17 protein-coding genes, 2 tRNA genes, 2 rRNA genes and 1 CRISPR repeat array (1 of these 22 cut by a window edge) are annotated in these 26,202 nt (G+C 42.4%); of the genes, 6 read left to right on the top strand and 15 right to left on the bottom strand.

All coding sequences use genetic code 11. From position 1 onward, the window contains the following. From MP387_RS00695 to MP387_RS00650, 10 genes are all read right to left on the bottom strand, one after another. Positions 1–1,512, bottom strand: a 23S ribosomal RNA gene (locus tag MP387_RS00695) (it extends 1,389 nt beyond the left edge of the window). Between the two features lie 122 nt (positions 1,513–1,634). Then, positions 1,635–1,707: transfer RNA gene (locus MP387_RS00690), tRNA-Ala, on the bottom strand. A gap of 51 nt (positions 1,708–1,758) precedes the next feature. Beyond that, a 16S ribosomal RNA gene (locus tag MP387_RS00685) occupies positions 1,759–3,305 on the bottom strand. Together the 16S and 23S rRNA genes with 2 tRNA genes alongside form the textbook arrangement of a ribosomal RNA operon. A gap of 232 nt (positions 3,306–3,537) precedes the next feature. Continuing rightward, positions 3,538–3,609 (bottom strand) — tRNA-Glu (locus MP387_RS00680). Between the two features lie 116 nt (positions 3,610–3,725). Further along, positions 3,726–4,160, bottom strand: coding sequence for a cytidine deaminase family protein (locus MP387_RS00675; RefSeq protein WP_242746903.1), 435 nt, complete (start codon positions 4,158–4,160; stop codon positions 3,726–3,728). An 11-nt stretch (positions 4,161–4,171) separates the two neighbouring features. After that, the gene (gltX, locus tag MP387_RS00670; protein ID WP_242746900.1) at positions 4,172–5,632 is read right to left on the bottom strand and encodes a glutamate--tRNA ligase; all 1,461 of its coding nucleotides are present in this window, start codon (positions 5,630–5,632) and stop codon (positions 4,172–4,174) included. A gap of 127 nt (positions 5,633–5,759) precedes the next feature. After that, positions 5,760–7,109 (bottom strand): glucose-6-phosphate isomerase, encoded by a 1,350-nt coding sequence (locus tag MP387_RS00665; RefSeq protein WP_071852036.1) that lies wholly within the window; start codon positions 7,107–7,109, stop codon positions 5,760–5,762. 168 nt (positions 7,110–7,277) lie between these two features. After that, positions 7,278–7,967 (bottom strand): gamma-glutamyl-gamma-aminobutyrate hydrolase family protein, encoded by a 690-nt coding sequence (locus MP387_RS00660; protein WP_242746898.1) that lies wholly within the window; start codon positions 7,965–7,967, stop codon positions 7,278–7,280. A gap of 139 nt (positions 7,968–8,106) precedes the next feature. Next, on the bottom strand, positions 8,107–9,873 hold the full coding sequence (locus tag MP387_RS00655) for an ABC transporter ATP-binding protein (protein ID WP_242746895.1): 1,767 nt from the start codon (positions 9,871–9,873) through the stop codon (positions 8,107–8,109). A gap of 1 nt (position 9,874) precedes the next feature. Further along, positions 9,875–11,581 (bottom strand): ABC transporter ATP-binding protein, encoded by a 1,707-nt coding sequence (locus tag MP387_RS00650; protein ID WP_242746892.1) that lies wholly within the window; start codon positions 11,579–11,581, stop codon positions 9,875–9,877. Positions 11,582–11,787: 206 nt separating this feature from the next. On the opposite strand from MP387_RS00650, the gene MP387_RS00645 reads away from it, so the two are divergent. The 6 genes from MP387_RS00645 to csn2 all read left to right on the top strand — a co-directional run bounded on the left by MP387_RS00645 (position 11,788) and on the right by csn2 (position 20,102). Continuing rightward, positions 11,788–12,804: an NAD(P)H-dependent glycerol-3-phosphate dehydrogenase gene (locus MP387_RS00645; protein WP_242746889.1), complete on the top strand. Its 1,017-nt coding sequence runs from the start codon at positions 11,788–11,790 to the stop codon at positions 12,802–12,804. A gap of 21 nt (positions 12,805–12,825) precedes the next feature. Next, the gene (galU, locus tag MP387_RS00640) at positions 12,826–13,725 is read left to right on the top strand and encodes a UTP--glucose-1-phosphate uridylyltransferase GalU (protein WP_049549712.1); all 900 of its coding nucleotides are present in this window, start codon (positions 12,826–12,828) and stop codon (positions 13,723–13,725) included. A 381-nt stretch (positions 13,726–14,106) separates the two neighbouring features. Further along, positions 14,107–18,243: a type II CRISPR RNA-guided endonuclease Cas9 gene (cas9, locus tag MP387_RS00635; protein ID WP_242746887.1), complete on the top strand. Its 4,137-nt coding sequence runs from the start codon at positions 14,107–14,109 to the stop codon at positions 18,241–18,243. Next, positions 18,243–19,109 (top strand): type II CRISPR-associated endonuclease Cas1, encoded by an 867-nt coding sequence (cas1, locus tag MP387_RS00630; RefSeq protein ID WP_242746884.1) that lies wholly within the window; start codon positions 18,243–18,245, stop codon positions 19,107–19,109. Before cas9 ends, cas1 begins: the two co-directional genes overlap by 1 nt. Then, positions 19,106–19,450 carry a CRISPR-associated endonuclease Cas2 gene (cas2, locus tag MP387_RS00625; protein ID WP_111675748.1) on the top strand — a complete coding sequence of 115 codons (345 nt, stop codon included), beginning with the start codon at positions 19,106–19,108 and terminating at the stop codon, positions 19,448–19,450. The genes cas1 and cas2 overlap by 4 nt, the downstream gene beginning before the upstream one ends. After that, on the top strand, positions 19,440–20,102 hold the full coding sequence (gene csn2, locus MP387_RS00620) for a type II-A CRISPR-associated protein Csn2 (protein WP_242746869.1): 663 nt from the start codon (positions 19,440–19,442) through the stop codon (positions 20,100–20,102). Before cas2 ends, csn2 begins: the two co-directional genes overlap by 11 nt. 90 nt (positions 20,103–20,192) lie before the next feature. Further along, positions 20,193–22,010: a CRISPR direct-repeat array (repeat unit 36 nt; unit sequence GTTTTAGAGCTGTGTTGTTTCGAATGGTTCCAAAAC). Positions 22,011–22,048: 38 nt separating this feature from the next. Here the strand turns inward: csn2 and MP387_RS00615 are convergent. The 5 genes from MP387_RS00615 to MP387_RS00595 all read right to left on the bottom strand — a co-directional run bounded on the left by MP387_RS00615 (position 22,049) and on the right by MP387_RS00595 (position 26,158). Further along, entirely contained in the window at positions 22,049–22,729 is a 681-nt protein-coding gene (locus MP387_RS00615) for a rhomboid family intramembrane serine protease (RefSeq protein ID WP_242746866.1), read from the bottom strand. Beyond that, the gene (locus MP387_RS00610) at positions 22,713–23,252 is read right to left on the bottom strand and encodes a 5-formyltetrahydrofolate cyclo-ligase (protein ID WP_242746863.1); all 540 of its coding nucleotides are present in this window, start codon (positions 23,250–23,252) and stop codon (positions 22,713–22,715) included. Before MP387_RS00610 ends, MP387_RS00615 begins: the two co-directional genes overlap by 17 nt. A gap of 11 nt (positions 23,253–23,263) precedes the next feature. Next, positions 23,264–24,394 carry an N-acetyldiaminopimelate deacetylase gene (locus MP387_RS00605; protein ID WP_242746860.1) on the bottom strand — a complete coding sequence of 377 codons (1,131 nt, stop codon included), beginning with the start codon at positions 24,392–24,394 and terminating at the stop codon, positions 23,264–23,266. Between the two features lie 69 nt (positions 24,395–24,463). Next, positions 24,464–25,162, bottom strand: a complete 699-nt coding sequence (gene dapD / locus MP387_RS00600) for a 2,3,4,5-tetrahydropyridine-2,6-dicarboxylate N-acetyltransferase (protein WP_242746858.1) — start codon at positions 25,160–25,162, stop codon at positions 24,464–24,466. 84 nt (positions 25,163–25,246) lie between these two features. Continuing rightward, complete coding sequence (locus tag MP387_RS00595; RefSeq protein WP_061587501.1) at positions 25,247–26,158, bottom strand: DMT family transporter; 912 nt, start codon at positions 26,156–26,158, stop codon at positions 25,247–25,249. Positions 26,159–26,202: the final 44 nt, after the last annotated feature.

Below are 26,202 nucleotides of genomic sequence, written 5' to 3'. Positions count from 1 at the left end.
ATCACACCTCACTGCTTAGACAGACACTTCCATTCGTCTGCTTTAGTTAGCCTACTGCGTCCCTCCATCACTACATACTCTAGTACAGGAATATCAACCTGTTGTCCATCGGATACACCTTTCGGTCTCTCCTTAGGTCCCGACTAACCCAGGGCGGACGAGCCTTCCCCTGGAAACCTTAGTCTTACGGTGGACAGGATTCTCACCTGTCTTTCGCTACTCATACCGGCATTCTCACTTCTATGCGTTCCAGCACTCCTCACGGTATACCTTCTTCACACATAGAACGCTCTCCTACCATACCTATAAAGGTATCCACAGCTTCGGTAAATTGTTTTAGCCCCGGTACATTTTCGGCGCAGGGTCACTCGACTAGTGAGCTATTACGCACTCTTTGAATGAATAGCTGCTTCTAAGCTAACATCCTAGTTGTCTGTGCAACCCCACATCCTTTTCCACTTAACAATTATTTTGGGACCTTAGCTGGTGGTCTGGGCTGTTTCCCTTTCGACTACGGATCTTAGCACTCGCAGTCTGACTGCCGACCATAATTCATTGGCATTCGGAGTTTATCTGAGATTGGTAATCCGGGATGGACCCCTCACCCAAACAGTGCTCTACCTCCAAGAATCTTTATGTCGACGCTAGCCCTAAAGCTATTTCGGAGAGAACCAGCTATCTCCAAGTTCGTTTGGAATTTCTCCGCTACCCACAAGTCATCCAAGCACTTTTCAACGTGCCCTGGTTCGGTCCTCCAGTGCGTCTTACCGCACCTTCAACCTGCTCATGGGTAGGTCACATGGTTTCGGGTCTACGACATGATACTAAAGCGCCCTATTCAGACTCGGTTTCCCTGCGGCTCCGTCTCTTCAACTTAACCTCGCATCATATCGTAACTCGCCGGTTCATTCTACAAAAGGCACGCTCTCACCCATTAACGGGCTCGAACTTGTTGTAGGCACACGGTTTCAGGTTCTATTTCACTCCCCTCCCGGGGTGCTTTTCACCTTTCCCTCACGGTACTGGTTCACTATCGGTCACTAGGGAGTATTTAGGGTTGGGAGATGGTCCTCCCAGATTCCGACGGGATTTCACGTGTCCCGCCGTACTCAGGATACTGCTAGGTACAAAGACTATTTTAAATACGAGGCTATTACTCTCTTTGGCTGATCTTCCCAAATCATTCTTCTATAATCTTTGAGTCCACATTGCAGTCCTACAACCCCGAAGAGTAAACTCTTCGGTTTGCCCTCCTGCCGTTTCGCTCGCCGCTACTAAGGCAATCGCTTTTGCTTTCTCTTCCTGCAGCTACTTAGATGTTTCAGTTCACTGCGTCTTCCTCCTCACATCCTTAACAGATGCGGGTAACAGGTAGTACCTGTTGGGTTCCCCCATTCGGAAATCCCTGGATCATCGCTTACTTACAGCTACCCAAGGCATATCGTCGTTTGTCACGTCCTTCTTCGGCTCCTAGTGCCAAGGCATCCACCGTGCGCCCTTATTAACTTAACCTTATTTTTTGACCTTTCAGTCATAAACTCTTTTAATACTACAGCGTTTCGGTTTATTTTCTTGTTACTATTTGATATAGATATTCAATTTTCAATGTGCATTACTTGGTGATCTCTCACCAATGGAGCCTAGCGGGATCGAACCGCTGACCTCCTGCGTGCAAAGCAGGCGCTCTCCCAGCTGAGCTAAGGCCCCACAAGACCTCTCAAGACTAAACAAGACCAATGTGCAGTTCCTTATCCTTAGAAAGGAGGTGATCCAGCCGCACCTTCCGATACGGCTACCTTGTTACGACTTCACCCCAATCATCTATCCCACCTTAGGCGGCTGGCTCCTAAAAGGTTACCTCACCGACTTCGGGTGTTACAAACTCTCGTGGTGTGACGGGCGGTGTGTACAAGGCCCGGGAACGTATTCACCGCGGCGTGCTGATCCGCGATTACTAGCGATTCCGACTTCATGTAGGCGAGTTGCAGCCTACAATCCGAACTGAGACTGGCTTTAAGAGATTAGCTTGCCGTCACCGGCTTGCGACTCGTTGTACCAGCCATTGTAGCACGTGTGTAGCCCAGGTCATAAGGGGCATGATGATTTGACGTCATCCCCACCTTCCTCCGGTTTATTACCGGCAGTCTCGCTAGAGTGCCCAACTGAATGATGGCAACTAACAATAGGGGTTGCGCTCGTTGCGGGACTTAACCCAACATCTCACGACACGAGCTGACGACAACCATGCACCACCTGTCACCTCTGTCCCGAAGGAAAACTCTATCTCTAGAGCGGTCAGAGGGATGTCAAGACCTGGTAAGGTTCTTCGCGTTGCTTCGAATTAAACCACATGCTCCACCGCTTGTGCGGGCCCCCGTCAATTCCTTTGAGTTTCAACCTTGCGGTCGTACTCCCCAGGCGGAGTGCTTAATGCGTTAGCTGCGGCACTAAACCCCGGAAAGGGTCTAACACCTAGCACTCATCGTTTACGGCGTGGACTACCAGGGTATCTAATCCTGTTTGCTCCCCACGCTTTCGAGCCTCAGCGTCAGTTACAAGCCAGAGAGCCGCTTTCGCCACCGGTGTTCCTCCATATATCTACGCATTTCACCGCTACACATGGAATTCCACTCTCCCCTCTTGCACTCAAGTTAAACAGTTTCCAAAGCGTACTATGGTTAAGCCACAGCCTTTAACTTCAGACTTATCTAACCGCCTGCGCTCGCTTTACGCCCAATAAATCCGGACAACGCTCGGGACCTACGTATTACCGCGGCTGCTGGCACGTAGTTAGCCGTCCCTTTCTGGTAAGATACCGTCACAGTGTGAACTTTCCACTCTCACACTCGTTCTTCTCTTACAACAGAGCTTTACGATCCGAAAACCTTCTTCACTCACGCGGCGTTGCTCGGTCAGACTTCCGTCCATTGCCGAAGATTCCCTACTGCTGCCTCCCGTAGGAGTCTGGGCCGTGTCTCAGTCCCAGTGTGGCCGATCACCCTCTCAGGTCGGCTATGTATCGTTGCCTTGGTGAGCCGTTACCTCACCAACTAGCTAATACAACGCAGGTCCATCTGGTAGTGATGCAATTGCACCTTTTAAGTATATGTCATGCAACATCTACTCTTATGCGGTATTAGCTATCGTTTCCAATAGTTATCCCCCGCTACCAGGCAGGTTACCTACGCGTTACTCACCCGTTCGCAACTCATCCAGAGAAGCAAGCTCCTCCTTCAGCGTTCTACTTGCATGTATTAGGCACGCCGCCAGCGTTCGTCCTGAGCCAGGATCAAACTCTCATTAAAAGTTTGAGTTCTCACTCATTTCTGTCACTGACAGATTTATTGTTTTTTTCATTGTTCAGTACTATAACCTCAGTTATAGTGCCCTGCACATTGGTTCGTCTTGTTCAGTTTTCAAAGGTCTTTGTCACTCATTCTCTCTCAAGCGACAACTATATTAGTATATCACAGCCATCTGTCTCTGTCAACAGATTTTTTAAACTTTTTTCCAAGTTTTTTTACCACAATATACCCATAGTCCGTACGGGATTCGAACCCGTGTTACCGCCGTGAAAAGGCGGTGTCTTAACCCCTTGACCAACGGACCTTGAGCTTTTCAACTCTTTCTATTATACCTACTTTTTTACCTTTGTCAAGAACTTTTTTCCTCTTTACCGAAATTCTGAAAAGATTAGGGAAAAGAGCCAGTTAAACTGACTCCTTCTATTTATCTTGCCAATTAGTCGCACGTTCCTCTCCCCACCAGTAAGGAATCAACTCGGCAACTTTGATTGTTTTTCTTGTTTCGTAGTTCATCATGAACTCTGCTTCTTTGTTTTCAGCATTCAATTCTAAGAGAAATTCTCTGCAAGCGCCACAGGGCATACCTGATCCTTCACCATAGGGAGGTTTATCTCGAAAGGCGAGGATTTTCTTAACTTTGGTCTGTCCTGAAAATTGATACATATTGAAGAGAGCTGCTCGTTCTGCACAGAGATGAAAAACGCCACAAATGCCCTCCATACAAAATCCTGTGAAGATCTGACCATCTTCTGCTTCTACTGCAGCAACAACATGGTTAGCATAAACAAAGTCAGAAACTTCATGAGGATTGAATAAGGCTCGTGCTTCTTTATACATCTTTCCCCATGTATCCATCGGAAGTCCTTTTATTTAGAAATCTCTTTGAGCATATTATCGATATGCTGGATAGATTTCTCACGACCTAATAGGTAAATCGTATCTGGAAGTTCTGGTCCATGCATTTCACCTGAAACGGCAATACGAATCGGCATGAAGAGGTTTTTCCCTTTAATACCCGTTTCTTTTTGAACTGCTTTGATTTGTGGGAAGATGTTTTCTGTCACAAATTCCTCGTCTGTCATTGCTTCTAATTTTGCTTTGAAGGCTTCTAGAACAACCGGAACGGTTTCTCCTGCCATGACCTCGCGCTCAGCGTCTGTCAACTCTGGGAAATCTGAGAAGAAAAGGTCTGTCAGTGGAACGATTTCGTCTACCGACTTCATTTGTGGCTTGTAGAGTTCTACCATTTTTTCAGACTTGTCAGTTAAACGTCCTGCTTCTTCTAAGTATGGTTTGGCCATTTCAAAGATAGTAGCTAGATCAGCTCTCTTGATGTAGTCGTTGCTCATCCAGTCTAGTTTCTTCTGGTCGAAGGCTGCTGGAGACTTGCTGAGGCGGTTTTCGTCAAAGAGTTTAATCAATTCCTCACGTGAGAAAATTTCATCTTCACCACCTGGGTTCCAACCAAGAAGGGCGATAAAGTTAAAGACTGCTTCTGGCAAATAGCCTTTCTTACGGTAATCTTCGATAAATTGAAGGGTATTGGTATCGCGTTTAGACAATTTTTTACCCGTTTCAGAGTTGATGATCAAAGTCATGTGACCGAACTCTGGAGCTTCCCAACCAAGAGCCTCATAGACCATGAGTTGTTTTGGTGTGTTGGCAATGTGGTCATCTCCACGGATAACATGAGAAATCTGCATATCGTGATCATCGATCACAACGGCAAAGTTGTAAGTTGGGTAACCATCTTTCTTTTGAATCACCCAGTCACCGCCGATATTGCCACCTTCAAACTCGATATCACCTTTGACCATATCGTGCCATTTGTAGATACCAGACTCATTGACAGCCAAACGAACAGTTGGGATGATACCAGCTGCTTCACGTTCTGCGATGTAAGCTGCTTTTTCTTCTTCGCTCATGCCAAGATATTCATTGATGTAACGTGGTGTTTCGCCAGCTGCTTCTTGGCGTTCGCGTTCAGCTGCCAACTCTTCTTCTGTAACGTAAGATTTGTAGGCTTTTCCTTCGGCTAGCAATTGGTCGATGTATTTTTGATAGAGTTCCAAACGCTCTGATTGGCGGTAGTTTTCATGAGTTTCTGGACTTTCATCCCAGTCAATCCCCAACCAGCGAAGATTTTCAAGCTGTGAACGTTCCCCATCTTCGACATGGCGTTTACGGTCAGTATCTTCGATACGAATGATAAAAGTTCCACCATGATGGCGTGCGTAAAGGTAGTTAAACAATGCTGTACGGGCATTTCCGATGTGTAGTAGTCCTGTTGGACTTGGTGCGTAGCGTACGCGGATATCTTTTGACATAGTTTCTCCTATAAAGTCTCTAGGCGTCTGCCTTTTTGCTTTCTATATTATATCACAAGTCTCGCCTGAGTCCAATGTCTACGAATAAAGAGAGTAAAAAGAGTGGGCAAGCCACTCTTTTCTTCTATTATAGACGTGCGTTAAGCTCTTTGCTCAATTCTTCAAATCCTGGTTTTCCAAGAAGGGCAAACATGTTGCGTTTGTATGCTTCAACACCTGGTTGGTCAAATGGGTTGATGGCATTCAAGTAACCTGAAAGGGCAATTGCCAATTCGAAGAAGTAGATAGTGTAACCAAGAGTGAAAGCGTCTTGCTCAGGAAGAGTTACGTACATGTTTGGCACATCACCGTCAGTATGGGCAAGAAGAACACCATCAGTCGCTTTTTTGTTTACAAAGTCAACGTCTTTTCCTTGAAGGTAACCAAGTCCGTCAAGGTCTTCTTCCAAGCTAGGAATAATCACGTTCTTGCGTGGTTTGTCAACACGGACAACTGTTTCAAACATGATGCGAGTTCCTTCTTGGATAAATTGACCCAATGAGTGCAAGTCAGTTGAGAAGTTAGCTGAAGTTGGGTAAATACCTTTTTGGTCTTTCCCTTCTGACTCACCAGCCAATTGTTTCCACCATTCTGAGAAGTATTGAAGTGATGGTTCGTAGTTTACCAAGATTTCAGTAGCGTAGCCTTTACGGTAAAGGATGTTACGAACTGCTGCGTATTGGTAAGCTTCATTTTCTGAAAGTTTGTCTGAAGTGTAGTCTTTACGAGCTGCGTTCGCACCTTCCATAAGGGCTTTGATGTCTGCACCTGATGCTGCGATTGGAAGCAATCCAACTGCTGTCAATACTGAGAAGCGTCCACCGATGTCGTCTGGAACCACAAATGTTTCCCAACCGTTGGCATCTGCTTCAACCTTAACAGCACCTTTTTGGCGGTCAGTTGTGGCATAGATACGTTTGTTAGCTTCTTCTTGACCGTATTTCTTAACCAAGAGTTCTTTGAAGACACGGAAAGCAATAGCTGGTTCTGTTGTTGTACCTGATTTAGAAATCACGTTTACTGAGAAGTCTTTGTCAGCTACGTACTCTACCAAGTCAGCAAGGTAAGTAGATGAGATTGAGTTTCCTGCGTAAAGGATTTGTGGAGCTTTGCGTTCTTCTTTTGTTTGCAAGTTAGCAAAGTGGTGGTTCAAGAAGTCGATGGCTGCTTTGGCACCAAGGTAAGATCCACCGATACCGATTACAACCAAAACATCGCTATCTGATTTGATTTGCTCAGCAGCTTTCAAGATGCGGTCGAATTCTTCGCGGTCGTAGTTTTCAGGAAGGTCCAACCAACCCAAAAAGTCGCTACCAGCACCAGTTCCTTTACGAATCAATTCGTCTGCAGCTGTTACTTGTGCTTGCATGTATTCCACTTCATGTGGGGCAACAAATTTGTCTAAAACTTTTGAATAATCAAATTTAATATGTGACATGATAATCCTCCAAAATTTCTTCTTTTCTATCATAACGCTTACCTTCGATTTTTTCAAGCTTTTTTATTGAATTTGCCCAATTTTTATCAGAATTCAAACGTTTGCGTAAATTTGCTAAAATATAAAAAATCTGAAAGAACGAATAAAAACGGCTAGAGACTCTAACCGTTACAATTCATTTAATAAATACTCAAATAGTTCTAAATTGCCATCTTCTTCATTGACCAGAAACTCTGGGTGCCACTGTAAACCGATAATACGATGCTCATCGATAGACTCAATTGCTTCGACTGTCTGATCTCGAGGATCCACCGCTGTCACACGGAAATTGGGTGCTAGATCTTTAATGCTCTGACGATGCACTGAATTAACCTGACTTTCTTTGCCAAATAACTTAGCCACCACGCTTCCTTCTACTGTCTCAATAGAATGAGATGTTCCAAAAGGCAAGCCTTGCCAGTGACCTTCAATTTTTTGGTGGAGAGTGCCACCAAAAGCAACATTGACAAGCTGAACCCCACGACAGATTGCCATAATTGGTTTATTCTGACGGAGCGCTTCTTTCAAGAGAGCTAGTTCAAACTCATCGCGTACAAGGTTGTAATCATCGCTCTCAATAGTCTTTTTCTCTCCATAAAACTGAGGATGGACATTTTGCCCACCTGTCAAGATGAGTTTGTCAATCATTTCTACATAATCGCGAACAATGGACTCATCCCCTACAGGAATTACTAAAGGAAGACCACCGACTTGACGAATGCTCTCTGCAAATTTACAGGATACAGATGAGTGGATGTTTTTCCCTTCTGCATCTACAGGACATAGATTTGCAGCAACTCCTACAACCGTTCTAGCCATGATGTATCTCCTTTCGACTTTCTTGCGACAGTCTTATCTTATCACTCCAACCCTTTCCTGTCTAATATGTTTTTTTAAAGACCGTGATAAGTATTTTTTATGGACAAGAAAAAGCTGCCCAATAAGGACAACTTCTTTTTTATTCGAAGACAAATTGATTGTGATACAGTTCTGAGTAGAAACCGCCAAGTTTGAGCAACTCGTGATGATTTCCACGTTCAATGACCTCTCCATCTTTGAGGACAATAATCTGATCGGCATTGAGGATGGTCTTGAGACGATGGGCAATAACAAAACTGGTTCGTCCTGCTACAACTGCCTCCATAGCATGCTGGATTTTGCTTTCTGTTACGGTATCCACATTGGAAGTCGCTTCATCTAGGATTAGGACTTGGGGATCTGTCATCAAGGTCCGAGCGATGGAAATCAATTGTTTCTGCCCAGTCGAGAAGATATTTTGCTCATCATCAATAAGGGTATCATACTTGTCAGGCAAGCTTTCGATGTAGTCATGAATATGAGTTGCCTTGGCAGCTGCTTCGACCATTTTCTGACTAGCATCTGGCACACCGAAGCGGATATTGTCACGAATCGTTCCACTAAACAAGACCGAATCCTGCAAGACAATACCGACCTTACTCCGCAGGCTGTCCAAGTCGTAGTCACGGATGTCTTTTCCATCAAAGAAAATGCTACCTGCATCCACATCGTAGAAACGATTGATGAGGTTCATGATAGTTGTTTTTCCCGAACCAGTCGGACCGACAACTGCTATCATCTGCCCCTTAGGAGCTGAAATGCTGACATCTTTTAAAATCGGCTTGTCTGGCACATAAGAGAAATCAATGTGACTGATTTCAACGCCTTCTCGCAATTCCGTAAAGGCAGGCGCATTTTGCGGACGAATCTCTTCTTCTGCATCGAACATTTCTTGGATACGATCCGCCCCAGTAAAGGCCAACTGGAGGCTCCCCCAACTCGCAGCCACCTGGATAATCGGCTGATAATACTGCTGAGAAAATTGGGTAAACATGACAATCAAACCTAGGGCTGTCGTTGTTTCGATACTTGGATCGTTCAGCAAGACAGCCGAACCTGCAAAAATGACGATGGCCGTATTGACCAAGCTCATCCCATTCATAACTGGAAAGAGGATGCCTGAGAACATTCTCCCTTTAAAGGTTGCCTTACGCACGCGCTCATTTTGCTCCACAAAGCCTGCTACGATGTCATCTTGAATTCCTTGTACGATAACAGCTTTCTGTCCAGAAATACTCTCGTCCATGTAGGCGTTGAGTTTCCCTACCTCTTTTTGTTGGAGATTGGTGTACTTGCGGGCCATCTTCACGATGAAGACCAGCATGAGAAAGGCCACTGGGGTGCTGGCTACTGTTATCAGGGCTAGGGTCACATTTTTTGAAAACATGACAAAAATCAAACCGATGTAAAGTGCAATATTGCTCATAACCTGAACTAGGCTTTCATTGAAAGCTTGAAGGATGTTATCCAAGTCACTCGTGAAGCGAGAGAGGATGTCACCATCCTGATGGCGGTCAAAGAAAGAAACCGTCAAACGAGAAAGTTTGCCAAAGAGTCCCTTACGCATCTCATTTGTTGACTCAGCAATCACACGGGTCATAAAGGTCATGTAAATCAAACTGGATACTACTAAGGCGAGGACAACCAGAGCTAGATTCAGCATCAGAGCCGATAAACTCTGCCAGGCTAGTTCGGAAGTCCCATTTTGATAAGCTAGAACTAGGTTAGCTAGCTCTGTTACTGCTTGACCTGAAAAAACTGGAAAGAGGGCTTGGGCAATCGTCGCAACTGCAACCATCAGAATCACAATGACAAAGGAGAACTTGTAAACTTTAAAATAATTCCAGAAAAATCGAACGGTTTTCATTTTATTCCTCCTTTCCCTTTTGTGTTTCGTAGATTTCGCGGTAGACAGCATTGCTAGCTACCAAGTCTGCATGCCTTCCTTCTCCAATCAAGCGTCCTTGATCCAAGACCAAAATCTTGTCTGCATGGACGACTGAACTGATCTTTTGAGCGATGATAATGGTTGTTGTCCCTTTCAGATCTTTGTTCAAAGCTTCCTGTACGAGTCTTTCTGACTTAGCATCTAGGGCTGAAGTTGAATCGTCAAAAATCAAGATACGGGGATTGCTGACAATCCCACGGGCAATGGACATCCGTTGCTTTTGTCCACCAGAAAAGTTGCTGCCACGTTCTTCAACCTGACTCTCAAATTTGTTTTCCATGCGTCCGATAAATTCACTGGCTTGGGCAATCCGTGCTGCACGTTCCATTTCTGACACGCTGGCGTTGCCTTTTCCTTGACGAAGATTATCTGCAATGGTCCCGCTAAAGAGAATAGCACGTTGCAAGACGATGGAAACTGTTTTACGCAAGGTTCCCTCGCTGACGTCTCGAATATCCTTTCCACCAATCTTGATAGAGCCCTCCTGTGGATCAAACAGTCGTGGAATTAACTGAGCCAAGGTAGACTTCCCTGCTCCAGTCGCTCCAACCACACCCACCATCTGACCAGGCGCAACATCAAAGGTTACATTCTTCAGCATAGGCTCATCGTCATTAGGATAGGTGAAGGTCACATTTTCAAAAGAGAGACTTCCTTCTAACTCTTCGTCTGGGAGATCTTTAAAGGTCATCGCTGGCTCGGTATCTAGAATTTCGCGGATACGACGCAAGGAAATCATGGCACGACTGACAGAATTTCCTAAAAATCCAACCATGATGATGGTAAAGATAATCTGGCTGAGATAGTTGATAAAGGAAGCAATCGAGCCCACTACAGACGGATCTGACTGAGCCATTCCAGCCACCAACCAGATAGAGAGGAAGACCGCTCCATAGCCGACTAGCATCATAACGGGTTCTATAACTGAGAAGGCATAACCGATATAAAGATTTTGGCCGAGAAGTTCATCAGAAACCTCGGTAAATTTGTCAAATTGTGCTTTTTCCTGTACAAAGGATTTGACCACGCGCACACCACGTAGATTTTCCTTGGCGATAGCATTAATCCGTTCAAGAAGGGTTTGAAACTTAGCAAATCGTGGCCCCATCATCCCCATCATGATGGCTGTTAGTGCAAAGATTAGGAGCACCATGAAGACAATCACCCACCAAAGTGACGGAAGAGTGTGAACCGCCAAGATAAAGGAACCGATAAAAAGAAGAGGGAGACGGAAGAGGATTTGAAAAGCCATCATCACCACGTTCTGAATTTGGTTGATATCATTGGTCATACGGACAACAAGGTTACCCGCATTGAATTGCTCGATATTGGCATAAGAAAAAGTCTGGATCTTGCGAAAAGCGTCTTCACGAAGGTCCGAAGACACTCCTTGAGCAATGTAGGCTGCAAGTGTTACATTGACCCCACCTGCAACGAGACCTACTAGGGCAACTCCTATCAGCCATGCACCAATACTATAAATAGCCTCATTTTGTCCGGCCAACAAAGCCTCTAACACCTCTTGCAAATAGCGCGGTTGCAAGAGCGAGCTCGCAACCATCAAGCCTGTCATCACTAGGGATGCCAAGGCCTGCCATTTATAGGTTTTTATTTTTTTAATCAGCATATTTCCTCCTAATAAAATAGATAAAGGGAGCGACATCCTGCGTCAGCTCCTTCTCATTCGTTCATATTGATGCTATTCTAGCAAAAAAGAGGCATCTTGTCAAAGAAGTCTCCTTATTATAAATTAGTGCGCTTTCATCTACAGGTGATGCATGAAAAGGCTTTTTATGGTAAAATGAAAGGAAGAACTCTTACAAGGAGGAAAAGATGAAGAAACAAACCATCGCTGTCTTGGGTCCTGGTTCTTGGGGAACTGCCCTTTCGCAGGTCCTAAACGACAATGGACACGAAGTTCGAATTTGGGGAAATATTTCTGACCAAATTGATGAAATCAATAACCAACATACAAACAAACGCTACTTCAAAAATATCCTACTCGACGAAAAAATCAAAGCCTATCATGACTTGGAAGAAACATTAAAGGATGTGGATGCTGTTTTATTTGTAGTCCCAACAAAAGTAACAAGACTGGTTGCCCAACAAGTAGCAAAGGTGCTCAATCACAAGGTTGTCATCATGCATGCCTCCAAAGGATTGGAACCAGATAGCCACAAACGTCTATCAACTATTCTTGAAGAGGAAATTCCAGTCGATCTCCGTAGTGAAGTCGTCGTTGTTTCAGGACCTAGCCACGCTGAGGAAACGATTGTGCGGGATATTACCTTGATCACTGCAGCGTCTAAAGACCTTGAAACGGCCCAGTACGTCCAAAATCTCTTTAGCAATCACTACTTCCGCCTCTATACCAATACGGATGTTATCGGGGTTGAAACCGCTGGTGCTCTCAAAAACATCATCGCAGTTGGCGCTGGGGCACTACATGGACTAGGATTTGGCGACAATGCCAAGGCGGCTATCATTGCCCGTGGCTTGGCTGAAATCACCCGTCTAGGGGTCGCTCTGGGAGCTAATCCTCTGACTTATAGCGGTCTTTCTGGAGTTGGAGATTTGATTGTAACGGGGACATCTGTCCACTCTCGTAACTGGAGGGCCGGTGATGCTCTCGGTCGTGGAGAATCCCTCGCAGACATCGAAGCAAACATGGGTATGGTCATCGAAGGCATCTCAACAACTCGAGCAGCTTACGAACTGGCTCAGGAATTGGGTGTCTACATGCCAATCACACAGGCTATTTACCGAGTCATCTACGAAGGTGTCAATATCAAAGAAGCAATCACTGACATCATGAGCAATGAATTTAAAGCAGAAAACGAATGGTCGTAGACCCTTATAGAAAGGAACATCATGAAACAAAAAGTCAGAAAAGCAGTCATCCCTGCCGCTGGATTGGGAACTCGTTTCCTCCCAGCAACTAAGGCCTTGGCCAAGGAAATGTTGCCAATCGTAGACAAGCCAACTATCCAGTTTATCGTTGAAGAAGCCCTCAAATCTGGCATCGAAGATATCTTGGTTGTTACGGGTAAGTCAAAACGTTCTATCGAGGACCATTTCGACTCAAACTTTGAATTGGAATATAACCTCAAAGAAAAAGGGAAAACAGATCTTTTGAAGCTGGTTGATGAGACAACTGGCATGCGCCTGCATTTTATCCGTCAAACACATCCACGTGGTCTCGGAGATGCTGTCTTGCAAGCCAAAGCTTTCGTTGGAAATGAACCTTTTGTCGTTATGCTTGGCGATGACTTAATGGATATCACGGACGAAAAGGCTGTTCCGCTTACCAAACAACTCATGGATGACTACGAGCGTACCCACGCGTCTACTATCGCTGTCATGCCAGTCCCTCACGACGAAGTCTCTGCTTATGGGGTTATTGCTCCGCAAGGAGAAGGGAAAGACGGTCTTTACAGCGTTGAAACCTTCGTTGAAAAACCTGCGCCAGAGGATGCTCCTAGCGACCTTGCTATCATCGGACGCTACCTCCTCACACCTGAAATTTTCCAAATCCTCGAAAACCAAGCTCCAGGTGCAGGAAATGAAATTCAGCTGACAGATGCAATCGATACCCTCAATAAAACACAACGTGTATTTGCTCGTGAGTTCAAAGGGGCTCGTTACGATGTCGGAGACAAGTTTGGCTTTATGAAAACCTCCATTGACTACGCTCTCAAACACCCACAAGTCAAAAACGACTTGAAAGACTACCTCATCCAACTCGGAAAAGAGTTAGCTGAGGGGGAATAGAAGAAAAACAAAGCTCTTAAATAAGGGCTTTGTTTTTTGTTGAAGCTTGCAATAAAAAAGCCATCTTTGCAGATGACTTATTAGCAACCGAATCGGTGCTCGCTTTTTCAAGTTGTGTACGGACAAAGCCTTATTTTAACTTGCTGTGTTGTTTCGAATAATTCCAACAACCGTATTGTATACTATTCTTTTAAAAATTGCAAGAAGAAATCGTTATAAAATAGAATAACACTTCATTTTATAAGGTTAAAAATTTACATATTGAAAACGTTTTACAATTTCTTGATTTTAATAGTCAAAAGATATATAATTTAGCTAAAGTTAATATATTAGCCTTTACTAATTAGAACTTAAAGAGTATAACTCAAAGGAGAAGACTAAATGAGCAATAAACCTTACTCTATCGGACTCGATATCGGAACTAACAGCGTCGGATGGGCCGTCATTACAGATGACTATAAGGTGCCATCGAAAAAGATGAAAGTTCTGGGTAATACTGATAAACACTTTATCAAGAAAAACCTCATCGGAGCTTTATTATTTGATGAAGGGACAACCGCTGAGGATAGACGCCTCAAACGAACTGCACGTCGTCGCTATACCCGTCGAAAAAATCGTCTTCGTTATCTTCAAGAAATCTTCGCTGAGGAAATGAGCAAGTTGGATAGTGGTTTCTTTCATCGATTGGATGACTCCTTTTTAATTCCTGAGGATAAAAGAGGGAGTAAATACCCTATTTTTGCTACCTTGGCAGAAGAAAAAGAATACCATAAGCAATTTCCAACTATCTATCATTTGAGAAAGCAACTGGCGGAGGCAAATGAAAAAGCAGATTTGCGTTTGATCTATCTAGCTCTTGCTCACATGATTAAATACCGCGGACATTTTTTGATTGATGATCCCAAGTTTAAAGTTCAAAATAATGACATACAAGGACTGTTTGAAAAATTCGTTGAAGAATTTGATAATGTTCAAGAAACCTCCTTTTCCAAAATCAAACTGAATGTCACAGAAATTCTAACTGCTAAAATCCCTAAGTCCGAAAAACAGGAACAACTTCTTAAGAACTACCCAAGTGAAAAGAAGAATACCTTATTTGGTAATTTAATTGGACTAGCTCTAGGATTGACACCTAATTTTAAAACAAATTTTAGCTTAGAGAACGATGCTAAATTACAAATATCATCGGAGAGCTATGAAGAAGATCTTGGAAATCTCCTTGTACTAATCGGAGAAAATTTCATCGAGCTCTTTTCTGCAGTGAAAAATCTAAGTGATGGTATCTTATTAGCAGGTATCGTTTCAGACGAATCACCACATGCGCCTTTATCAACAAAAATGGTCATACGATTCAAAGAACATGAAGAAGACTTGGCAGCTTTAAAACAATTCATCAAAAACAATCTTCCAGAAAAATATGATGAAGTTTTTTCTGACCAATCTAAAGATGGGTATGCTGGATATATCGATGGCAAGACCACACAAGAAGCATTTTACAAATATATCAAAAATCTTCTCTCTAAATTCGAAGGAACAGATTATTTCCTTGATAAAATCGAACGTGAAGATTTCTTGAGAAAACAACGCACTTTTGATAATGGTTCTATTCCTCATCAAATTCATCTTCAAGAAATGAATGCCATTCTCCGTCAGCAAGGAGAATATTATCCATTTCTGAAGGACAATAAAGAAAAGATAGAGAAAATCTTAACTTTCCGTATTCCTTACTACGTTGGCCCATTGGCTAGTGGCAATCGTGATTTTGCTTGGCTTACTCGAAATTCTGACCAAGCAATAAGACCTTGGAATTTTGAAGAAATTGTTGATAAAGCAAGCTCTGCGGAAGACTTCATCAATAAGATGACTAACTATGACTTGTATTTACCAGAGGAAAAAGTTTTGCCTAAGCACAGCCTGTTGTATGAAACATTTGCTGTCTATAATGAATTAACAAAAGTAAAATTTATTGCAGAGGGATTGAGAGACTATCAATTCCTTGATAGCGGGCAAAAGAAAGATATTTTTTATGCTCTTTTTAAGGCCGAGGATAAAAGAAAAGTAACTGAAAAAGACATCATTCATTATCTACACAATGTTGATGGCTACGATGGAATCGAACTAAAAGGAATTGAAAAACAATTTAACGCTAGTCTTTCTACTTATCATGATTTACTCAAAATTATCAAGGATAAGGAGTTTATGGATGATGCTAAAAATGAAGCAATTCTTGAAAATATCGTCCATACTCTCACAATCTTTGAAGACCGTGAGATGATTAAGCAACGCCTTGCTCAATATGACTCTCTCTTTGATGAAAAAGTAATCAAAGCACTAACTCGTCGACACTATACTGGTTGGGGAAAACTCTCTGCCAAGCTGATTAACGGTATCCGTGATAAAAAAAGCGGCAAAACGATTCTCGACTACTTGATTGATGACGGTGAAATCAATCGCAACTTTATGCAGTTAATCCATGATGACGGGCTTTCTTTCAAAGAAATTATCCAAAAAGCACAAGTGATTGGGAAGACAAATGATGTGAAACAAGTTGTCCAAGAACTCCCAGGAAGCCCTGCCATTAAAAAGGGAATTTTGCAAAGTATTAAGATTGTTGATGAACTTGTTAAGGTTATGGGCCATGCTCCCGAGTCCATTGTGATTGAAATGGCAAGAGAAAATCAGACTACTGCCAGAGGGAAAAAGAATTCCCAACAGAGATATAAGCGCATTGAAGATTCACTGAAAATATTAGCATCCGGGCTTGATTCAAATATATTAAAAGAAAATCCAACAGATAATAATCAACTTCAAAACGACCGCCTCTTCCTTTACTATCTCCAAAATGGGAAGGATATGTACACTGGAGAAGCTCTTGATATCAACCAACTGAGCAGCTATGACATTGACCACATCATCCCACAGGCCTTTATCAAGGATGATTCTCTTGATAACCGTGTCTTAACTAGTTCAAAGGATAATCGTGGGAAATCCGATAATGTTCCTAGCCTAGAAGTCGTTCAAAAAAGAAAAGCCTTTTGGCAACAATTATTGGATTCTAAATTGATTTCAGAACGTAAATTTAATAATCTAACCAAAGCAGAGCGAGAGCGAGACGGGCTAAATGAGCTTGATAAAGTTGGCTTTATCAAACGCCAGTTAGTTGAAACACGTCAAATCACAAAACATGTTGCACAGATTTTGGATGCCCGTTTCAATAAAGAAGTGACTGAGAAGGATAAGAAGAACCGTAATGTCAAAATCATCACTTTGAAATCCAACCTGGTTTCCAACTTCCGTAAAGAATTTAGGTTATACAAGGTGCGGGAGATCAATGACTACCACCACGCGCATGATGCCTATTTAAATGCAGTGGTTGCTAAGGCTATCCTTAAGAAATATCCTAAACTAGAACCTGAATTCGTCTATGGTGACTATCAAAAGTACGATCTTAAGAGATACATCTCAAGATCCAAAGACCCTAAAGAAATCGAAAAAGCAACTGAAAAGTATTTCTTCTACTCAAACTTGTTGAACTTCTTTAAAGAGGAAGTACATTACGCAGACGGAACCATCGTAAAAAGAGAGAATATCGAATACTCCAAAGACACTGGAGAAATAGCTTGGAATAAGGAAAAAGATTTCGCAACCATCAAAAAAGTACTTTCCTATCCTCAAGTGAATATTGTGAAGAAAACAGAAGAACAAACCGTTGGACAAAATGGCGGTCTGTTTGATAACAATATTGTGTCCAAGAAAAAAGTAGTTGACGCAAGTAAACTAATCCCTATCAAATCTGGTCTATCACCTGAAAAATATGGTGGCTATGCAAGACCTACAATCGCTTATTCAGTTCTTGTTATAGCAGATATTGAAAAAGGAAAGACCAAAAAATTAAAGAGAATCAAAGAGATGGTTGGAATAACCATTCAAGATAAAAAGAAATTTGAAGTAAATTCAATCGCCTACCTTGAAGAATGTGGATATAAAAATATCAATCCTAATCTTATTATAAAACTACCTAAGTATAGTCTCTTTGAGTTCAATGGTGGACAACGAAGATTATTAGCAAGCTCTATTGAGTTGCAAAAAGGTAACGAATTGATCTTACCTTACCATTTCACCGCTTTGCTTTACCACGCACAGCGAATTAATAAATTTAGTGAACCAATTCATAAACAGTATGTAGAAGCACATCAAAATGAATTTAAAGAATTACTAACAATAATCATTTCTTTATCTAAAAAATACATCCAAAAACCAAATGTTGAGTCATTATTACGCCAAGCATTTGAGCAAGCCGATAACGACATTTATCAGTTAAGCGAATCATTTATCTCGCTCTTGAAACTCACCTCATTTGGAGCTCCTGGAGCCTTTAAATTCCTTGGTGTTGAAATTAGTCAATCAAGTGTAAGATATAAGCCAAATTCACAATTTTTAGATACCACCCTCATCCACCAATCCATCACTGGTCTCTACGAGACTCGGATTGACTTAAGCAAACTAGGAGAAGACTAATGGGATGGAGAACCGTTGTTGTCAATACACACTCTAAGCTCTCCTACAAGAACAATCACTTGATTTTTAAAGATGCCTCTCGGACAGAGTTGATTCACCTGTCCGAGGTGGACATCCTACTTTTAGAGACGACGGATGTCGTTCTCTCCACTATGCTGATTAAACGTTTGGTGGATGAAAATATTCTAGTCATCTTTTGTGATGACAAACGCTTGCCAACGGCATACTTAATGCCCTACTACGGTCGGCACGATTCCAGTTTGCAACTCTCTCGGCAAATTGCTTGGAATGAAGATGTAAAGGCGGAAATCTGGACAACCATCATTGCACAAAAAATTCTCAATCAGGCTTTTTATCTAGGGAGTTGTGGTTTTCTGGAAAAGAGCCAGTCAGTCATCGATCTCTATCATGGGTTGGATTTATTTGACCCTAGCAATCGTGAGGGTCATGCTGCTCGGATTTATTTTAACACTTTGTTTGGAAACGATTTTAGCCGTGAACAAGATAATGATGTCAATGCTGCCTTGGACTATGGTTACACCTTAATTTTGAGTATGTTTGCGCGTGAAATTGTCTTGTCTGGTTGTATGACTCAGTTTGGATTGAAACATGCTAATCAGTTTAATCAATTCAACCTCGCTAGCGATATTATGGAGCCTTTCCGTCCGATTATTGACAGAATCGTCTATGAAAATCGAAACAGTTCTTTTGTCAAAATCAAACAAGAACTTTTCACTATTTTCTCAGATACCTTCCACTACAATGGCAAAGATATGTACCTGTCCAATATCGTCAGTGACTATACTAAGAAAGTCATCCAGGCTCTCAATCAACCAGAGAAAGGAGTTCCTGAGTTTAGGATATGAGTTATCGATATATGCGTATGATTTTAATGTTTGATATGCCCGTTGATACCGCAGAGGAACGCAAGGCCTATCGGAAATTTCGCAAGTTCCTCATAGATGAAGGATTTATCATGCACCAATTCTCTATCTATAGCAAGCTCTTGCTCAACAACTCTGCTAATAACGCCATGATTGAGCGACTCAAGACTCATAATCCTAAAAAAGGAAACATTACTCTCTTAACCGTTACAGAAAAGCAGTTTTCTCGTATGATCTACTTAAATGGCGAGCGAAATACCAGCGTAGCAAACTCCGACGCACGTTTAGTTTTTCTAGGAGAGGAGCCTGGAGATGAAGATTAATTTCCCATTATTGGATGAACCATTGGCTATTGAAAATGCAACCTTTTTAGTCCTGGAAGACCAGTTTACCTTTTCGACTATCGTCAAGCAGTTCTACCAGTACACTGATGATGGAGAGTTAAAGTTGTTTGATAGAAATCTAAAAGCTATGAAAGAGGCCGAGTTACTAGTGATAACGGATGTCTTAGGATACAATCTCAACTCACCCGCCATGCTCAAGTTGATACATGCAGATCTTGAAAATCAGCTCAATGACAAGCCCGAAGTCAAATCCATGATTGAAAAGCTGGTTTCTACGATTACAGAATTACTGGCATTTGAGTGCTTGGAAAACGAATTAGACCTAGAGTACGACGAAATCACCATTCTGGAGTTGATCGATGCTCTAGGGGTCAAAGTTGAAACTCTGAGTGATACACCTTTCGAAAAGATGCTAGAAATTGTCCAGGTTTTTAAATATCTTTCCAAAAAGAAACTCCTTGTCTTCATCAATGCGACCGCCTATCTAGCAAAGGATGAGTTAGTAAATCTGATAGAGTATATCCAACTCAATCAACTAAGGGTCTTATTTGTCGAACCTCGAAAAGTCTATGATTTTCCTCAATATGTGCTGGATCAAGACTATTTCTTGAACCCTGAAAATATGGTATAATAAGGGTAACAATTGGAACCTGACGAGCTGAAGTCTGGCTGGGACGAATGGCGCGATTACGAAATTTCGTGAGAAAAATTTTTCTACGAGGTTTTAGAGCTGTGTTGTTTCGAATGGTTCCAAAACCTTTCTCTGAAATTTTGATAGATGTCTGGCGTTTTAGAGCTGTGTTGTTTCGAATGGTTCCAAAACTACGTGGAACGACAACTACGAGAGCGACAAGTTTTAGAGCTGTGTTGTTTCGAATGGTTCCAAAACACGACGTAGCGAAGCGCACCGTCACCGTAGGTTTTAGAGCTGTGTTGTTTCGAATGGTTCCAAAACAAACATCTTGCTTACTGTCAAGTTCTGGAAGTTTTAGAGCTGTGTTGTTTCGAATGGTTCCAAAACTCAGGTAGTTGAGAAAATTATCTACAAAGAGTTTTAGAGCTGTGTTGTTTCGAATGGTTCCAAAACTGTTCTTTCAGGTATTAAGAGCTGGATTGAGTTTTAGAGCTGTGTTGTTTCGAATGGTCCAAAACTATTTCAAATAATTTTCCCTTCAAATATCAGTTTTAGAGCTGTGTTGTTTCGAATGGTTCCAAAACTCATTTGATTATAAATATCCCATTCATCCTGTTTTAGAGCTGTGTTGTTTCGAATGGTTCCAAAACTAGAAAACATTAAGAAAGAAAAACAATTGGGTTTTAGAGCTGTGTTGTTTCGAATGGTTCCAAAACAGATAAAAGATGATTTCGGAGTTGGTATCAGTTTTAGAGCTGTGTTGTTTCGAATGGTTCCAAAACAAGGAATCTGTGTCTCATTGTGGTAGACATGTTTTAGAGCTGTGTTGTTTCGAATGGTTCCAAAACAAGGAATCTGTGTCTCATTGTGGTAGACATGTTTTAGAGCTGTGTTGTTTCGAATGGTTCCAAAACACCCACTTTATTGTACTGGACTATCTCTGGGTTTTAGAGCTGTGTTGTTTCGAATGGTTCCAAAACCAAACTTGATAAGATCATTGAGAAGATTGAGTTTTAGAGCTGTGTTGTTTCGAATGGTTCCAAAACTCAGAGTAAAACAATCCTTCAATGACTGGCGTTTTAGAGCTGTGTTGTTTCGAATGGTTCCAAAACTCATCATCTATAGACTTCATTAAATCTTGCGTTTTAGAGCTGTGTTGTTTCGAATGGTTCCAAAACATGGGATATTTATAATCAAATGAATTTTTTGTTTTAGAGCTGTGTTGTTTCGAATGGTTCCAAAACACTAGAGGAAACAAAGATAAAGAAGTAATTGTTTTAGAGCTGTGTTGTTTCGAATGGTTCCAAAACATTTAAAAGCTGACTCATTTCATCCTGAGTGTTTTAGAGCTGTGTTGTTTCGAATGGTTCCAAAACAGTCCCAAGCTTTGACTTCTTCAGAAGTTTGTTTTAGAGCTGTGTTGTTTCGAATGGTTCCAAAACTAGGCGTGTAGCATCATCCAGCGCCAGCGCGTTTTAGAGCTGTGTTGTTTCGAATGGTTCCAAAACACGCTTCATTAGCTAACAGTTTGTTAAAGAGTTTTAGAGCTGTGTTGTTTCGAATGGTTCCAAAACTTGAGTCCGCCGCTAATAGAATTATCTATAGTTTTAGAGCTGTGTTGTTTCGAATGGTTCCAAAACTAAATCCAGAAGTAATGGGAGATATGATTGGTTTTAGAGCTGTGTTGTTTCGAATGGTTCCAAAACATGGAAATTAAAGAAATAAGTTATCAGGATAGTTTTAGAGCTGTGTTGTTTCGAATGGTTCCAAAACCTGAACAAGCTTATTTGCCACTTCCAGACAGTTTTAGAGCTGTGTTGTTTCGAATGGTTCCAAAACGCGTTGACAAATACTTCCAAATTGGCGCTGGTTTTAGAGCTGTGTTGTTTCGAATGGTTCCAAAAAAAGCTACTCAAAAAATGAGTAGCTTTTTAACTAATCCCCTACACATAGGTCATTCCCTTATAGCAAAGGAAAACGGCTAGTGCGATAAAAAGTACGGTTGCCCCGATTCGCTGGCTAGTACTGTACATCCTTCTCTCCCATTTGACTGGAAAAATAACTGCTAGAAAGGCACCGCCTACTCCCCCACCAATATGGCCTGCTAGGCTAATTCCTGGAATCAGAATACTTCCAATGATATTGATCACGAAAAGTGTCAGATAGGATTGCCCCAACTGCTGGATATAGGGGTTGCGAGTTGCGTAACGCAAGACGATAATCGCAGCAAATAATCCATAGAGAGAAGTGGAGGCACCTGCTGCTAGGACTTTCGGTGTGAAAGCAAAAACAAAGAGATTGCCCATCATTCCAGATAAGAGATAGATAAAGAAGAACTGCTTAGAGCCGAAAATCTCCTCCACCTGTCGTCCAAGAAAGTAGAGTGAAATCATATTGACAATGAAATGTTCCCATCCAATATGCACAAATATAGCCGAAAAAAGGCGCCATATCTGCTCGGGGAACAGACGAATGATTGGTCCATACATGGCTCCAAACTGAAGCAAGGTATCTGCTCGTTCAAAATTTAAACCTGTAAGAACCAACATCAAAAGAAATACCAAAGCTGTTACTAGGAGGAAGAAACTAGTCACAGGATAACGTTTATCAAAGATTTCCTTCATAGATTAGCACCTCCTGTACGGGAATATCATGGTTTTCAAAGTTAAACTCCTGAACTTGACAAGGATAGATTGTACTCATGGTATGCCCAGCAAAATGTTCCAGATAGCGGTCATAATATCCTCCACCATATCCGATCCGATACCCCTCTCTTGTAAAAGCCAAACCCGGAACATGGATTAAATCAATCTGAGACGGATCCACCACTTCCAAGTCTCCTTGCGGTTCCAGTAAACCAAAGGAAGTTTTTGCCAACTGCTGCGGATGATAGACCACAAACTCCATGCGCCCCTTGGGATAGGTTTTGGGTATCAAAACCTTCTTGCCGTCCTTCAGCGCCCGCTCAATCAGTTCTTGCGTTTGAAATTCATGAGGGAAGGAGAGATAGGTTGCGATGACCTTAGCTTCTTGGTAAAAGGGATGTTGCAAGAAACGCTCGGTTAAAGCTCGATCCATAGCCTGTTTTTGCTCCTGAGATAGAGCCTTCATTTCTTGCAAAATTTTCTTGCGTAGTTCTGCTTTCATAGACAATTCCTCTACTCTGCTGCCTTCTTTTTTAAGAAACTAGAGACTGCATCTACCCCAATGGCTATGGATTCTTCCTTAGGACTCATCTGAGGGTGATGAAGAGCGTAGGGACTATCGATACCTAGCCAGAACATAACGCCATCTACCTTCGAAAGGAGATAACCAAAGTCCTCACCAGTCATAGCAGGCTCGATATCAATCAACTCGATTCCGTCTTTCTCTTCAAAAAAGTCCATCAGTTCACGCGCCAAGGCTGGATTGTTCTCAACAGGTAGGTAGCCTCCTTGCTTGAGTTCTACTTCGACTTCCATATCAAAGGCTGCTGCAACACCTTCTGCGACTGTCTTGACTCTTTTTTGTACCAAGAGGCTCATGTCCTGAGTCAAGGCGCGAATGGTTCCATGTAAAAATGCTGTGTCTGTAATGACATTGTTGGTTGTTCCAGCTTGGAAAAGGCCAAAGGTCACCACCGCTCCCTCGATTGGATTGACATTGCGGCTAACAACTGACTGTACCTGTGTCACAAAGTAACTAGCAGCCACCAAGGCGTCATTGGCTTCATGCGGAAAAGCTGCATGTCCTCCTTTTCCTTTGAAACGAATCTTCACCTCACAGGTCCCTGCAAAGAGAGTGTGTGTATTGGTCGCAATCTGTCCAACCTTTAGATCTGGACGAACATGAAGGCCATAAAATTGGTCTGGCAGCCAGTCCCCAAAAGCACCATCCTCATACATGAGCATGCCACCAGCTTCATTTTCTTCAGCAGGCTGAAATAGGAAGAGCAAATTATTCTTGGGTTGCTCCTCAAGGGCGCGCTCGAGACAGCCTAAGGCAATGGTCATATGAAAATCATGGCCACAAGCATGCATGCGACCTTGGTGTTGAGAGGCGAAAGGCAGTCCTGTTTGTTCGACGATAGGCAGACCATCAATGTCTGTTCGCCAACCAATAGTTCGCTCCGGCTGACTTCCCTGCAGGTAGACCAAAATTCCTGTCCGCCAAGTACGAACTTGAACAAAGTTCTTGCCCGTAGTCAATTTTTCAATCACATCCAGCAAATAAGCCTGTGTCTTGAACTCTTCCAAGCCAATCTCTGGAATCTGGTGTAAATCTCGTCTAGTCTGAATCAAATCTAACATCTATCGATCCTCCTTTTGATAGAAGAAAGAGGCTGGAAAAAGGGTTCCGCCTCTTTTTTACTTTTACAATTACAAGGTACGAAGCGCATCCTCTAGCGCTGTTTTTTGTTGGGTTTGGGCATCAATCTCTTTGATGATACGAGCCGGAACACCTGCTACAACCACATTTTCTGGGACATCTTGGGTAACAATAGCTCCTGCTGCAACAACTGAACCACTACCGATTTGGACTCCTTCGATAATCACTGCATTGGCACCGATAAGAACATTATCTCCGACACGGACTGGTTCAGCGCTAGCTGGCTCAATCACACCCGCCAAAACTGCACCTGCACCAACGTGACTGTTTTTCCCAACGATAGCACGACCTCCAAGGATGGCACCCATGTCAATCATGGTTCCAGCACCGATTTCAGCACCGATATTGATAACAGCTCCCATCATGATAACAGCATTGTCACCAATTTCCACCTGGTCACGGATAATCGCACCTGGCTCGATACGAGCGTTGATAGCACGTTTATCCAGCAAAGGAACTGCAGAATTACGAGCATCTTGCTCGACAACATAATCTTGATTTTCTACTAAACCTTCAAGAAGCGGAGCCACGTCCTTCCAGTCTCCGAATAAAACATTCCCTAGTTTGACAACAGAGCTTGGTACAGCAGTTGCGAGTTCCCCTTCAAAGGTTACTTTGACACTGGTTTTCTTTTCAGCATTGGCGATAAATCGGATAATTTCTTGAGCGTTCATTTTTGTAGCAGTCATAGGTGCCTCCTGGTTCGTTATAATGATACCTATTCTACCAAAAAAGGCCTCAAATTTGAAGCCTCAACTATCAAATAATCATCTTTATCTGGCTTGTTTTGCTTCTTCTACAGATAAGAAAATCATCGGAACGATAATCAACACCATAGCTAAAGCCAAAAAACCATCCATGACCAATCCCAGAAAAAGAACACTTAATAAAGCTGAAGAGAGCGGTTCGCTAGCACTCACCACTGATACAACCAGCGGGGAAACGAGTGACACAGCCTTCATAGATAGGAAGAAAGCAAAAGCAGTACCAAACACGGCAATCGTCAGACAAATCAGCACACTTACCAGATCCACTTGAAAACTTATCCGATAAATAGGGTAGAGGAAATTACTAAAGAGACCTGCCAGAATCATCCCCCAACCAACAGTCGGAACAAATCCGTAGCGCCGTGCAAAACGCTGAGGAAGGATAACATTAAACATGACCCCTACTGCACTGAGCAAACCTGTCACTAGAGCCAAAGGTGTCATGGATAACTGGGACAAATCCCCTTTTGTAGCCATCAAAAAAACACCTAGCATGGCAATCAAAACATAGAACACAGCTGTAATAGAAGCCTTCTTCTGGTAAATGATTCGATTGTAAAACAGGATAAAAACTGGGCTGATAAATTGCAAAATGGTCGCCGTCGTCGCATTGGAATACTCAACGCAGAGATAGAAGAAAAACTGCACAGAAAAAATACCTAGAATAGCATAGGCTAAAAAAGGTAGATAATTTTTCTTATCTCGCCAGATGTCCAACAAGCGGCTACGCAACTGAAAAGCAGATAAACCTAAAACCAAACTCCCTGCCACTAGTAAACGCATAGAAGTAATCCATCCAGAAGACACTGGATAATGAGTGAAAAAATACTCTCCTAAAATCCCACAAATCCCCCAGATTAGGCCTGAGAGTAGCGAGTATACTGTTCCCTTAACAATCTTTTTCTGATAATGATTCATATTATTATTGTAACACGAAACCAACAAAGAAAAAAGTAGCAACA

This window comes from Streptococcus oralis, assembly GCF_022749195.1.
In the GTDB taxonomy this organism is placed as follows: Bacteria; Bacillota; Bacilli; order Lactobacillales; family Streptococcaceae; genus Streptococcus; species Streptococcus oralis_CI.
Note: the sequence above shows the minus strand (reverse complement) of the source record. Positions and strands in the feature narration are given on the sequence as shown.